The organism is Micromonospora sp. FIMYZ51 (assembly GCF_038246755.1).
Taxonomy (GTDB): Bacteria; Actinomycetota; Actinomycetes; order Mycobacteriales; family Micromonosporaceae; genus Micromonospora.
Window position 1 is genome coordinate 6,155,509 of record NZ_CP134706.1, and the last position, 13,476, is coordinate 6,168,984.

11 protein-coding genes are annotated in these 13,476 nt (G+C 71.5%); 8 read left to right on the top strand and 3 right to left on the bottom strand.

The annotated features are described in order from the left end of the window. Positions 1-192: 192 nt before the first annotated feature. The 3 genes from QQG74_RS27570 to groES all read right to left on the bottom strand — a co-directional run bounded on the left by QQG74_RS27570 (position 193) and on the right by groES (position 3,932). Positions 193-1,782, bottom strand: a complete 1,590-nt coding sequence (locus tag QQG74_RS27570; protein ID WP_341717581.1) for a molybdopterin-dependent oxidoreductase — start codon at positions 1,780-1,782, stop codon at positions 193-195. 115 nt (positions 1,783-1,897) lie between these two features. Beyond that, positions 1,898-3,547 carry a chaperonin GroEL gene (gene groL, locus QQG74_RS27575; RefSeq protein ID WP_341717582.1) on the bottom strand — a complete coding sequence of 550 codons (1,650 nt, stop codon included), beginning with the start codon at positions 3,545-3,547 and terminating at the stop codon, positions 1,898-1,900. Positions 3,548-3,617: 70 nt separating this feature from the next. Continuing rightward, positions 3,618-3,932 (bottom strand): co-chaperone GroES, encoded by a 315-nt coding sequence (gene groES / locus QQG74_RS27580; protein ID WP_193386273.1) that lies wholly within the window; start codon positions 3,930-3,932, stop codon positions 3,618-3,620. 357 nt (positions 3,933-4,289) lie between these two features. On the opposite strand from groES, the gene QQG74_RS27585 reads away from it, so the two are divergent. The 8 genes from QQG74_RS27585 to QQG74_RS27620 all read left to right on the top strand — a co-directional run bounded on the left by QQG74_RS27585 (position 4,290) and on the right by QQG74_RS27620 (position 13,419). Beyond that, complete coding sequence (locus tag QQG74_RS27585) at positions 4,290-5,534, top strand: methyltransferase domain-containing protein (RefSeq protein WP_341717583.1); 1,245 nt, start codon at positions 4,290-4,292, stop codon at positions 5,532-5,534. 107 nt (positions 5,535-5,641) lie between these two features. After that, a complete protein-coding gene (gene ybaK, locus QQG74_RS27590; protein WP_341717584.1) occupies positions 5,642-6,121 on the top strand; it encodes a Cys-tRNA(Pro) deacylase in 480 nt (159 codons plus the stop codon). Between the two features lie 274 nt (positions 6,122-6,395). Next, entirely contained in the window at positions 6,396-7,490 is a 1,095-nt protein-coding gene (locus QQG74_RS27595) for a substrate-binding domain-containing protein (protein ID WP_341717585.1), read from the top strand. 103 nt (positions 7,491-7,593) lie between these two features. Next, positions 7,594-8,412 (top strand): ATP-binding cassette domain-containing protein, encoded by an 819-nt coding sequence (locus QQG74_RS27600; protein WP_341717586.1) that lies wholly within the window; start codon positions 7,594-7,596, stop codon positions 8,410-8,412. Then, positions 8,409-9,668 (top strand): ABC transporter permease, encoded by a 1,260-nt coding sequence (locus tag QQG74_RS27605; RefSeq protein WP_341717587.1) that lies wholly within the window; start codon positions 8,409-8,411, stop codon positions 9,666-9,668. The genes QQG74_RS27600 and QQG74_RS27605 overlap by 4 nt, the downstream gene beginning before the upstream one ends. Before the next feature lie 29 nt (positions 9,669-9,697). Beyond that, on the top strand, positions 9,698-10,879 hold the full coding sequence (locus QQG74_RS27610) for an ROK family transcriptional regulator (protein WP_341717588.1): 1,182 nt from the start codon (positions 9,698-9,700) through the stop codon (positions 10,877-10,879). Between the two features lie 143 nt (positions 10,880-11,022). Next, entirely contained in the window at positions 11,023-11,760 is a 738-nt protein-coding gene (locus tag QQG74_RS27615) for a DUF4142 domain-containing protein (protein ID WP_341717589.1), read from the top strand. A 15-nt stretch (positions 11,761-11,775) separates the two neighbouring features. Beyond that, positions 11,776-13,419, top strand: a complete 1,644-nt coding sequence (locus QQG74_RS27620) for a copper resistance protein CopC (RefSeq protein ID WP_341717590.1) — start codon at positions 11,776-11,778, stop codon at positions 13,417-13,419. Positions 13,420-13,476 lie beyond the last annotated feature (57 nt).

Here is a 13,476-nt window from a genome sequence, read left to right on the forward strand (position 1 = left end):
CCGACGCCGCGCCCCGACTCCGGGGCGCGGCGTCGTCGTACGCCCACCGACACGCCCGCACCGGGCTCAGGTCAGCATTGCCGGTGCCGCCGGTGCGCCCGCCGGGCTCAGTGAGCGTTACCGGTGCCGCCGGTGCGCCCGCCGGGCTCAGGTGAGCGTTGCGGGGCGCTTCCCGTGCACCCCGGGCCAGGTTCAGGTGACGGTCACGGTGACGGCGTGCCAGCCGGTGGCGCCGTCGGGGGCGACATCCTGCCGCTGCCCGGTCTGCGTCTGACCGGTGCCGTCGGTCGCCCGCACCTGGAGGGTGTGCTCGCCGGGGCTGGCCATCCACCGCCACGACCACTGCACCCAGGTGTCCACCGAGACGGTCGGGGCCAGCTCCGCCGCCTGCCAGGGGCCGCCGTCGACGCGTACCTCCACCCGGCTGATGCCACGCTGCTGCGCCCAGGCGACCCCAGCCACCATGACCGGGCCGGCGACCGGCCGGTTGCGCGGGCGCGGCGTGTCGATCCGGGACTGCGTCTTCACCGGCCCCTGAGCGGACCAGCCCCGGGGCACCCAGTACGCGTCGAAGTCGGCGAAACTCGTCAACTCCAGCTCGGTGACCCACTTGCAGGCCGACACGTACCCGTACAGGCCGGGCACCACCATCCGGACCGGAAAGCCGTGCGCCACCGGCAACGGCTCGCCGTTCATCCCCACCGCGAGCAGGGCGTCCCGCCCGTCACGCAACACCGCCGTGGGCGTACCGCAGGTCCAACCGTCCACCGAGCGCCCGACCACCTGGTCGGCCCCGTCCTGCGGCTCCGCCTCGGCCAACAGCTCCCGGATCGGTACGCCGAGCCAGCGCGCGTTGCCGATCAGGTCACCGCCCACCTCGTTGGACACGCAGGCCAGGGTGACGTACCGCTCGACCATCGGCCGGGCCAGCAGGTCGGCGTAGCTCAACGTGATCGGGTTGCGGACCCGGCCGTGGATCCGCAGCCGCCAGGTGTCCGGATCGACCTGTGGCACCACCAGCGCGGTGTCGATGCGATAGAACGACTTGTTCGAGGTGACGTAGCTGGCCAGGCCCAGCGTGCCCAGGTCGGCCCCGGGCGGCACCGGGCGCGCGGCGGAGACCGGCACGGGCAGCGTGATCGCGTCCCGGACGGCGGAGACACTGCGGCGCCCGGCCAGCCACCGCCCGGCGAGACCGCCGACGGCGGCCACCCCGAGCACCGCGCCGACCCCGCCGAGGAACCGCCGCCGTGATCCGGCGTCCACCGCCCGTGGGCCGCCCGCTCCCGGATCCGGTGAGCCGGGCAGCTGCTCCGCCGGGCCGGGTGGCGACCAGGGCCACGGGTCGAGTTCGAGCGGACCGGCGACGAACGCCCAGAGCGTCAGGCCGCCGACCGCCGCACCGATCAGCGACGGCAGCGCGTCGGCCGCGTCGGCACCGGCCCGGGTCAGCGCCGCCGCCGCGCCGAGGGTGGCGAAGGCCGCGACGCCGGCCAGGCCGACCAGCAGCCGGCGGGCGGCGAGTATCCCCAGCAGGGCGGCAAAGCCGCCGAGCAACAGCGCCGTGCCGACCAACAGAGCGATCTTGTCGGACGTGCCGAAGACCGCGATGCCGAACCGCTTGACCGGTTCGGGAACGGTGTCCACGACCAGCCCGCCGACCGCGACGAGTGGCGATGACCGGGGCCCGGTCAACGCCGCCACCAGCTCGGCGGTGCCGATGGTCGCGGCGGCGGCGGTGAGACCGGCCAGGGCGGCGTACCGGGGTGTCGTACTGCTCACCGACTCAGTGTTTCCGACCCGGCCCCCGCTGCGGTAGCCACCACCGCCGGGCCAGCACGCGCATGGGGCGCACCGTCATCGACGGTGCGCCCCACGTTCCGGCGTACGGCAGGGGTCAGAAACCCGGGCCGTGCTGGTGGCTGTGCCCGTGGCCGTGCGAGTGACCGTGCCCACCGGCGGCGGCCTCCGGCTCGGCCGGCTTGTCCACCACGAGGCTCTCGGTGGTCAGCAACAGGCCGGCGATCGACGCGGCGTTGGTGACCGCGTTCCGGGTCACCTTGACCGGGTCGATGATGCCCTTGTCGGCCAGGTCGACGTATTCGCCGACCGCGGCGTCGAGGCCCTGGCCCCACTGGCTACCGGCGACCTTCTGCACCACGACGTAGCCGTCGTGGCCGGCGTTCTGGGCGATCCAGCGCAGCGGCTCGACCAGCGCCTTGCGCACGATCGACACACCGACCTTCTCGTCGCCGGTGAAGCCCAGGTCGTCGTCGAGCACCGGCAGGATCTGCGCCAGCGCGGCACCGCCGCCGGGCACCGTACCCTCCTCGACCGCGGCCTTGGTCGCGGCAATGGCGTCCTCGATGCGGTGCTTGCGCTCCTTCATCTCGACCTCGGTGGCCGCGCCGACCTTGACCACCGCGATGCCGCCGGAGAGCTTGGCCAGCCGCTCGGCGAGCTTCTCCCGATCCCACTCGGAGTCGGAAGCCTCGATCTCCTTGCGGATCTGGGCGACCCGGTCGGCGACCTCGCTGGCCTGCCCGCCACCGTCGACGATCGTGGTGTTCTCCTTGTCGACCACGACACGCCGGGCGGTGCCGAGCACCTCCAGGCCGACCTGGTCGAGCTTGTAGCCCAGCTCGGGGGCGACCAGCTCGGCGCCGGTGAGGATCGCCATGTCCTGGAGCATCGCCTTGCGGCGGTCACCGAAGCCGGGCGCCTTGACCGCGCAGACCTTGAGGGTCTTGCGGATCGAGTTGACCACCAGGGTGGACAGCGCCTGACCCTCGACGTCCTCGGCGATGATCAGCAGCGGCTTGCTGTTCTGGAGGACCTTCTCCAGCAGCGGCAGCAGCTCCTCGATCGCCGAGATCTTCTGCGTGGTGATCAGGATGTACGCGTCCTCCAGGACGGACTCCTGCGCCTCGGCGTCGGTGACGAAGTTCGGCGAGATGAAACCCTTGTCGAACTGGAGGCCCTCGGTGACGTCCAGCTCGGTGTGCAGGGCCGAGCCCTCCTCGACGGTGATCACACCGTCGCGACCGACCCGCTCCATCGCCTCGGCGATCAGCTCACCGATTGTGGCGTCCTGCGCCGAGATCGTCGCCACGTGCGCGACCGACTTCTTGTCGGAGACCTCGACGGCCTTGCCGAGCAGCGCCTCGGAGACCTTGGCGGAGGCGGCGTCGATGCCCCGCTTGAGGCCGGCCGGGTTGGCGCCCGCGGTGACGTTGCGCAGGCCCTCACGGACCATGGCCTGGGCCAGCACGGTAGCGGTGGTGGTCCCGTCGCCGGCGACGTCGTTGGTCTTGGTCGCCACCTCCTTGACCAGCTGCGCGCCGAGGTTCTCGTACGGGTTGGTGAGCTCGATCTCCTTGGCGATGGTCACGCCATCGTTGGTGATCGTGGGCACACCGAATTTCTTGTCCAGGACGACGTTGCGCCCGCGCGGCCCGAGGGTGACCTTTACCGCGTCCGCGAGCGCGTTGACACCGTGCTCCAGCTGGTGCCGGGCGTCGTCCGAGAAGCTCAGGATCTTCGCCATGAATGTCCCTTCGAAGCGACGTTGCCCCGGCCCGGCGAGCCGGACCGGGGCAACGACACTGATCGGTTGCTTACTTCTCGATGATCGCGAGGACGTCGCGGGCGGAGAGCACCAGGTACTCCTCGCCGGCGTACTTGACCTCGGTGCCGCCGTACTTCGAGTAGAGGACGGTGTCGCCGACCTTGACGTCCATCGGGATCCGGTCGCCGTCGTCGTCGAAACGGCCAGGGCCGACAGCGAGGACGGTGCCCTCCTGCGGCTTCTCCTTGGCGGTGTCGGGAATCACGATGCCCGACGCCGTGGTGGTCTCAGCCTCGTTCGCCTGGACCAGGATCCGGTCCTCGAGCGGCTTGATCGCAACCTTGGTCGCGGTAGTCACGGGCATACCCTCCTGGGGTACTGGTTTCGTTGCCGGTCGGCATGCCGACCGGCGTCAATCTGCCACATGCCACCGGGCGGGGCCGTCGTCGCGGGTGCCGGTCCGCCTGGCGTTCAACCCCCGGACACCAGGGCCCGGGCGTTGGCACCCTCAGGGTGAGAGTGCTAATCGCAGGTTATTCCTCGGCTAGCACTCCGTCAAGGAGAGTGCCAACGCCGTCCACCTCGTGTCGCCGTCCGAGCACCACCCGCACGCCTCCCAGGGCGAGCGTTGATCAATAAGTTTGCGCGGGCTCCGGACGCGAACTTCTAGGTCAACAGGGTGCGTGGAGGATGGGCGTGGGGTGGGCGGAAGAATGGGGATGTGGATCTGGAGCAGCTCGCGGCGTTGCGTACCGCCGAGGGGGTGGCGGCGCTCGACTCGGCGGCTCGGGTCGCCGGCGGTGATCCGCTGGCGGCAGCGGGGGCGCTGCGCTCGGCCGGGGTGCCGGCCGGGTTGGCGGCGGCGGCGCTGACCCAGGCGGAGCTGCGCCGCCGGGCGGTCGCCAAGTTCGGGCCGGCGGCGGAGCAGATGTTCTTCACCCGACCCGGCCTGGAGCAGGCCACCCGGCAGGTTGTCGCGCGTCGGCGCGCCCGCCGGTTGCGCGCCGCCGGGGTGACCACCCTGGCCGACCTGGGTTGCGGGCTGGGTGCCGACGCACTCGCCGCCGCCCGCGAAGGCATCCGGGTGTACGGCGTGGAGGCCGACCCGGTCACCGCCGCGTTGGCCGAGGCGAACGCGCGAGCGGCGGGACTGGCCGAACGGTTCACCGTGGAGTGCGCCGACGCCACCGCGTTCGACGTCTCCCGGGTCGAGGCGGTCTTCTGCGATCCGGCCCGCCGCCGGGCCGGCACCGGCCGCCGGATCTTCGACCCGAACGCGTACTCACCGCCGTGGGACTTCGTCACCGGGCTGGCCGACCGGGTGCCGTACACGGTGGTGAAGGTGGCCCCCGGCCTCGACCACGCCCTGATCCCGACCGGCGCCGAGGCGGAGTGGGTGAGCGTCGACGGCGACCTCGTCGAGGCGACCCTCTGGTGCGGCCCGCTCGCCGAAACCCCCCGCCGCGCGACTTTGTTGAAGGAAGGGCCCCCTGTTAACGCCTCCGGTAGTAAAGGGGCCCCCTCTTATCACTCCGCCAGCGAGCCCGCCGTCTACCAGCTCACCGGCACGGGAGCGGCCGAGGCGCCGGTCGGGCCGGTACGCGGCTTCGTGTACGACCCGGATCCAGCGGTGGTCCGCGCGCACCTGGTCGCCGAACTGGCCACCGAGCTGGACGCCACGCTTGCCGATCCGGCCATCGCCTACCTCTACGCCGATCGGGCCACACCGACGCCGTACGCCCGTTGCCTGGCGGTGACCGACGTGCTGCCCTTCTCGCTCAAGCGGCTGCGTGCGCTGCTCCGGGAGCGCCGGGTCGGCCGCGTGGAGATCCGCAAGCGCGGCTCCGCACTGGAACCCGAGCGGCTCCGGCGCGATCTGCGGCTGACCGGCGATCAACCGGCCAGCCTGGTGCTGACCCGGGTCGCCGGGGCGCCGACGGTGCTGATCTGCCAGCCAACCGGCTGACCGGCCGCCGAAACGCCGGGCGAGGGCCTGCGGGCCGCCCCCGAGGCCGAGTCAGGACGCCGAAAAGCCGCTGGCCGGTGGCCGGGGCCGAGGGCTAGGTTGACCACGTGGCGGGACGGGGTACGCCGGCGATGGTGCTGCTGGCGAAGCGGGGAATCACCCATCGCACCCACCCGTACGATGTGCCGGCGGACGTACCGAACTACGGCGCGCTGGTCGCCGCCGCGCTCGGCGTCGCTCCGGAGCGGGTCTTCAAGACGCTGGTGACCGAGGTGGACGGCGCACTCACCGTGGCGGTGGTGCCGGTCACCGGCGAGCTGGACCTGAAGGCCCTCGCGGCAGCGGTGGGCGGCAAGCGGGCGACGCTGGCCGAGCGGGTGGCGGCCGAACGGGCCACCGGCTACGTACGCGGCGGGATCAGCCCGCTCGGGCAACGCAAACGGCTGCCCACAGTGCTCGACGCCGCCGCCCTCGCGCACCCCACGGTGTACGTGTCGGCGGGTCGACGCGGGCTCCAGGTCGAACTGGACCCCGCCGACCTGATCGCGCTCACTGACGCCCGCACGGCCCGACTCACCGGCAACTGACCCCCGACCGACCACTCGACCGGCCGCTGGACCGACGCGACTCGACCGGCCGCTAGATCGACGACTCGACCGGCGCGACTCGACCGGTGGCTCGACTGACCCCTGCTCCGGGCCGCCTACCGGTGGCCGGTGTCAGCGACGTTGCCGAATTGTTACCGCCCCCAACAAACTCGGAGCCGCCACGCTCTTGTGCTGTCGCTGTGACGCGGAATACGTTGCCGGGCACAACAAAACACACGATTACACATCCCCCACCCTTGAAAGGACCCTGCACATGCGCAAGGGCTTCCTCGCCGTCGGCACCGTGGGCCTGCTCGCCCTCGGCAGCCTGACGGCCTGCGGCGACGACTCCAACAACGAAGCGGGCGGCTCCGGCAAGACCCCCAAGATCGGCGTGATCCTGCCGGACAGCAAGTCCTCGGTCCGCTGGGAGAGCGCGGACCGCAAGTTCCTCAAGGAGGCGTTCGACGCGGCCGGCGTCGAGTCGGACATCCAGAACGCGCAGGGCGACAAGAACGCCTTCCAGACCATCGCCGACCAGATGATCACCGGCGGCGTCACCGTGCTGATGATCGTCAACCTGGACTCCGGCACCGGTAAGGCCGTCCTCGACAAGGCCAAGTCACAGGGCGTGGCCACCATCGACTACGACCGCCTCACCCTCGGCGGCTCGGCGGAGTACTACGTCAGCTTCGACAACGTCGCGGTCGGCAAGCTCCAGGGCGAGGGCCTGGTCAAGTGCCTCACCGACGCGAAGGTGCAGAAGCCGGCGATCGCGTACCTGAACGGCTCGCCGACCGACAACAACGCGACCCTGTTCAAGGAGGGCTACGACTCGGTCCTCAAGCCGAAGTTCGACGCCGGCGAGTACACCCAGGCCGCCGACGACTCGGTGCCGGACTGGGACAACGCGCAGGCCGCGACCATCTTCGAGCAGCAGCTCACCAAGGCCGGCGGCAAGATCGACGGGGTACTGTCGGCAAACGACGGCCTCGGCAACGCCGCCATCTCGGTGCTGAAGAAGAACAACCTCAACGGCAAGGTCCCGGTGACCGGTCAGGACGCCGACCCGCAGGCGCTACAGAACATCCTCGCCGGTGACCAGTGCATGACCGTCTACAAGGCGGTCAAGAAGGAGGCAGACGCCGCCGCCGAACTGGCCATCGCACTGGCCAAGGGCGAGCGCAAGGAGACCGGTCAGACGGTGAAGGACCCGGAGACCGGCCGCGACGTGCCGTCCGTCCTGCTCACCCCGGCCGCGATCTACAAGGACAACGTCAAGGACGTCATCGCCGACGGCTACGTGACCAAGGAAGAGATCTGCACCGGAGAATTCGCCAAGCTCTGCACCGACGCGGGCATCAGCTGACCGTACCCGCCCCGGCGACGCCGCCCGGCACGGCAACTCCGTGCCGGGCGGCGCGACGCCGCCGGACGGGCCCCGATCTCCCTCCGTGAATAAGGAGACCCCCGTGTCCGCGACTCCACTGCTGGAACTGCGCGGGATCGACAAGAGCTTCGGTCCCGTCCAGGTCCTGCATGATGTTGCCCTCTCCGCCTACCCGGGCGAGGTGACCGCGCTCGTCGGCGACAACGGCGCCGGCAAGTCGACCCTGGTCAAGTGCATCAGCGGCATCCACCCCACCGATGCCGGCGAGTTCCTCTTCGACGGCCGACCGGTCAGCATCAACAGCCCGCGCGACGCCGCGTCGCTCGGCATCGAGGTCGTCTACCAGGACCTCGCGCTCTGCGACAACCTCGACATCGTGCAGAACATGTTCCTCGGCCGCGAGAAGCGCAGCGGCATCGTGCTCGACGAGCCGACGATGGAACAAATGGCCGCGGAGACCCTGGCCGGGCTCTCCGTACGCACCGTCAAGTCGCTGCGCCAGCACGTCTCCAGCCTCTCCGGAGGCCAGCGCCAGACGGTGGCCATCGCCAAGGCGGTGCTCTGGAACAGCAGGCTGGTGATCCTGGACGAGCCGACCGCCGCGCTCGGCGTCGCGCAGACCGCCCAGGTGCTCGAACTGGTCCGCCGGCTGGCCGACAACGGTCTGGCCGTCGTCCTCATCTCGCACAACATGAACGACGTCTTCGCCGTCTCCGACCGCATCGCCGCGCTCTACCTCGGTCAGATGGTCGCCCAGGTGAAGACCACCGACATCACTCACGCCCAGGTGGTCGAGCTGATCACCGCCGGTCGCTCCGGCGCGCTTGGACTGGCCGCCGACACGGGCGCCAACGGTAACGGCGCGGCGCCGGCCGACAGCACCACGGGAGGCGTCTCATGAGCACCACCGCCGTCAAGCAGGAGGGGCCGGCCGCCGTCGGATCGACACCCACCATCGGCAGCCACGTCCGTGGCTACTTGCGCCGGGTACGCGGCGGCGACATCGGCGCGCTGCCGGCGGTGGCCGGGCTGGTCGTCCTCTGCACGATCTTCTCGATCATGCGGCCGTCGTTCCTCACCGCGGGCAACTTCGCCAACCTGTTCACCCAGGGTGCGGCGGTCACGCTTATCGCGATGGGCCTGGTGTTCGTGCTGCTGCTGGGTGAGATCGACCTGTCGGCCGGCTTCGCCAGCGGCGTCTGCGCGGCGGTGCTGGCCAACGTGGTCACCGTCCTCGGACACCCCTGGTACGTCGCGGTGCTCGCCGCCGTGCTCACCGGACTGGTGATCGGCACCTCGCTCGGCTTCCTGGTCGCCAAGGTCGGCATCCCCTCGTTCGTGGTCACCCTCGCCGGCTTCCTCGCCTTCCAGGGCGTGGTGCTGCTGCTGATGGAGGAGGGCCGGAACATCTCCGTCCGCGACCCGGTGCTGGTGGCGATCGCCAACCGCAACCTGCCGCCGGTGCTGGGCTGGACCCTGGCCGCGCTCGCGGTCGCCGGTTTCGCCGCGGTGCAACTGCTGCGCTACCGCAAGCGCACGGCGCGAGGTCTGCTCAACGACCCGCTGTCCATGGTGCTGGCCCGCATCGGCGTACTCACGGTCGTCCTCGGCGTCGCCGTCTACGTGCTCAACCTGGAACGCAGCCGCAACGTGCTGATCAGCTCGCTCAAGGGCGTGCCGATCGTGGTGCCGATCATCGCCGTGCTGCTGGTGTTCTGGACCTTCGTGCTTCAGCGGACCAGCTACGGCCGGCACATCTACGCGGTCGGCGGCAACAAGGAGGCGGCCCGCCGGGCCGGCATCAACGTGGACCGGATCCGCATCTCGGTCTTCATGATCTGCTCCACCATGGCCGCGATCGGTGGCATCGTCGCCGCCAGCCGGGCCAACTCCGTCGACCCGAACACCGGGGGCAGCAACGTGCTGCTCTACGCCGTGGGCGCGGCGGTGATCGGTGGCACCAGCCTCTTCGGCGGCAAGGGTCGAGTCCTGGACGCGGTCCTCGGCGGCGCCGTCGTCGCCGTGATCGACAATGGGATGGGCCTGATGGGCTACAGCTCTGGCGTCAAGTACGTGGTCACCGGTGTGGTACTGCTCCTCGCGGCAAGCGTCGACGCGCTGTCTCGACGACGAGCCGCCGCCACCGGCAACCGCTGATCCGCACCACCGAAGGTAGTAAAGCTTCCATGCGCGCAGGCCCCAGCCAGGACGAGATCCGCCGGCAGAATCTCGGCGCGCTGCTGCGTTACGTGCACCTGCACGGCGCCACCACGCGCGCCGAGTTGACCACCACGCTGGGGCTGAACCGGAGCACCATCGGCGCGCTCACCGCCGACCTCGCCGCGGCCGGCCTGGTGACCGAGGGGGCGCCGAGGGAGACCGGCCGGGCCGGACGACCATCGCTTGTCGTCCGGCCCGAGTCGGCCCGGGTTTTCGCGTACGCGTGCAGCATCGAGGTGGACCGGCTGCGGGCCGCGCGGGTCGGTCTCGGCGGTGCTGTGCTGGACCGGCGGGAGCTGGACCGGCCGCGCGGCCTGACCGCGACGGAGGCCGCCCCGCTGCTGGCCGGGGCGGTCAAGGAGATGCGGCACGGGCTGCCGGACGGTGCCGTCTGCGTCGGCGCCGGGGTGGCGGTCTGCGGGATGGTACGCCGGGACGACGGGCTGGTCCGGCTCGGCCCGACCACCGGCTGGGTGGACGAGCCGATCGGCGCGGCGCTCGGCTCCGAACTCGGCGTCGACGTGCCGGTCACGGTCGGCAACGTGGCCGACGTGGCGGCCTTCGCCGAGCACGCCCGGGGCGCGGCGGCCGGCTGCGACAACGTGATCTACCTCTACGGCGACGTCGGCGTGGGAGCCGGAATCATCGCCGGTGGTCGGCGGCTGACCGGCCACGGCGGCTACAGCGGCGAGGTCGGACACATGGTGGTGGCCCGGGACGGCGCCCGCTGCGAATGCGGCAACCGGGGCTGCTGGGAAACCGAGATCGGCGAGCACGGGCTGCTCCGGGCCGCCGGCCGGTCCGACGCGCGCGGCCGGGACGCGATGCTTGCGGTCTTCGACGCCGCCGACCGGGGCGACGCCCGGGCCCAGGCCGCGGTCCGCCAGGCCGGTGACTGGCTCGGCTTCGGCGTGGCCAACCTGATCAACATCTTCAACCCGGAGATGGTCATCTTCGGCGGTACGATGCGTGACCTCTACCTGGCCGCCGCCGCCCAGGTACGCAGCCGGCTGAACTCCAACGGGCTGCCCGCCTGCCTGGAGCACGTCCGGCTGCGTACGCCGAAGCTCGGCGAGGACGCCCCGTTGATCGGTGCCGCCGAACTCGCCTTCGAGCGGCTGCTGGCCGACCCTCTCGACATCGGCTGACCTGGGCCGGCAGCGGACGAAAGCCGATTCCGGAAACGGTGAACTGATCAGCCAGACAATCCGTACCAGTGTGCGGACGGGCGGCCGACGGGGCGGGCCCGTCCCGTAGATGATCGGTTCTCGTCCGAGGAGGCGCCGCAGACATGGCACCGCTGGATTCCGCTCGTCACCGGCAGGGCAACCGGTCCCGTCGTTTGGCGGTGCTGCTCACGACCTTCGTCGCAGCCCTTGTCGCACTGCCCGGGGTGGCTCTGGCCGCGCCCGCCGGTCAGCAACTCGCCGCCGCCGACCAGGCCCTGCTCGACGGGGTGCGACTGGCCGGGCTCTGGGAGATGCCGGCCGGGCAGATGGCCGCCGAGAAGGGCCAGTCGCGAGTGGTCCGGGAGGTCGGTGCCGAGATCGCCCGGCAGCACGAGGAGTTGGACCGACTCACCGTGGAGGCCGCCAACAAGCTCGGCGCGACCATCCCGACCGTGCCGTCCGCGCAGCAGCAGCAGTGGCTGACGGAGATGAAGAACGCCACCGGCGCCCGCTTCGACCAGATCTTCGTCACCCGGCTCCGGGTCGCCCACGGCGCGATCCTGCCGGTCGTCACCGCGGTCCGGGGCGCCACCCGCAACGACGTCATCCGCGACCTGGCCAACGCCACAAACAAGTTCGTGAGCGACCACATGCTGCTGCTGGAGAGCACCGGCCTGGTCCGCTATGCCGAACTGCCGCCCGCCGTGCTGCCCGCGCCGGGCGAGGACGGACTGATCGCCGCCGCGCAGGCCAACAGCGCCCCGCAGGTGGGCATCAGCAACACCGTGATCTGGGCGATCTTCCTCGGCGCGCTGGGCGTCGGCGGATTCCTCACGTACCGCCTGTTCCGCCGTACCTGAGCCAGCTACCGACCGATGGCCGTGCGTACCCGGGCAGTTGCCCTGATCGGGCTGATCCTGGCCACGCTCTGCGCCGCCCTGGGCCCCACCAGCCCAGCGGCGGCGCACGCCGTTGTGGTGAGTACCACCCCACAGCGCGACGAGGTGCTCGGTTACGCACCCCGGGAGGTGCTGGTTACCTTCAGCGAGCCGATCGCCGCCGTGCCCGGTCGGGTGCAGGTGCTCGCCCCGGACGGCAAGCGGATCAACGTCGGTGACCCGGAGGTCCGGGACGCGACCATGCGGATCGCGTTGCGGGCCTCCGACCGGCCACTCGGTACCTATCTGGTCAGCTACCGGGTCATCTCGGCGGACAGCCATCCGATCGCCGGCAGCTTCACCTTCGCTGCCGGCGCGCCGTCGGCCACCCCGCCGCTGCCGGCCGACACCGGAGCCGAGTCGCCGGCCGGGGTGCTGGTGCCGGTGGCGAAGTACCTCGGTTACCTGGGCCTGCTGCTGGCGGTCGGCCCACCGTTGCTCACCGCGACCATGTGGCCCCGGCGGCGGTCCCGACGTGGCGCCACGGTCATGGCCCTGATCGGCCTCACGCTGGTTGCCGCCGCCACGGTGGGTACCTGGATCGGGCAGGCCGCGCAGGTGGTCGGCGCGCCGGTGGGGCAACTCTCCCCGGCCGACCTGCGCGCGGTCGCCGACACCGACATCGGCCTGGTGCTGGCCGTACGCCTGGCGTTGGTCGCGCTCGCCGCGGCGCTGCTGCCGGCGGTGACCCGGGGCACCGCCGGGCGTGGCCGGACCGCCGCGCTGGTGGCGGTGGGCGTCGCCGGACTGCTCACCTGGCCGCTCGGCGGGCATCCGGTGGCCTCGCCGGTGCCGCCGGTGAGCATCGTGCTGACCACTGTGCACATCGCCGGGGTCACCATCTGGTTGGGTGGGCTGCTCGTCCTCACCGTCTTCCTGCTCCGGGGCACCCACGAGCGGGTCCTCGCCCGGATCCTGCCGGCCTGGTCGAGGTGGGCCACGCTGGCCGTGGCCTGGCTCGTCACCGCCGGCATGGTCCAGGCCGCGATCGAACTGGGCCGACCGTCGGCGCTGCTGGGCAGCACGTACGGACGACTGCTCCTGGCCAAGGCCGCGCTGCTGGCCGGAGTCCTGGTCGTGGCGGCCTGGCAGCGGCGGTTGGTCCGGCGGCAGGTCGCCGGCCACCGGCCCCGCTGGGTGGCCCGGGCGGCCGGTGTCGAACTCGCCGCGACCGCGGTGGTGCTGGCGCTGACCGCCGTACTGGTGCAGACCCCGCCCGGACGTACGGCCGGCACGGCGGCCGACGGGGTGACCCGGGAGGGCGTCGCCCAGTCGCTCACCACCGACCTGTTCACTCTCCAGTTCGACATCTACCCGGCGGTCGCCGGCACCGCCAACAGCCTGCACGCCTACGTCTACACGCCGCAGGCGAAGGAGTTGCCGGTGGCCGAGTGGACGGTCACCGCCGCCCTGCCCGAGGCCGGCATCGAACCGATCACCGTCGACGTCATCGCGCTGGAACCGCACCACGGCAGCGCCGAGATCCACTTTCCGGTGGCCGGCGACTGGCAACTGCGGATCAGTGCCCGGACCAGCGAAATCGACCGGTCCACCGCCACCACCACGGTGATCATCCGCTGACCGGCGGCCGGGTGCACGCCGCCAGGACTCCGCCGTCGGCAGGACTCCGCCGTCGCC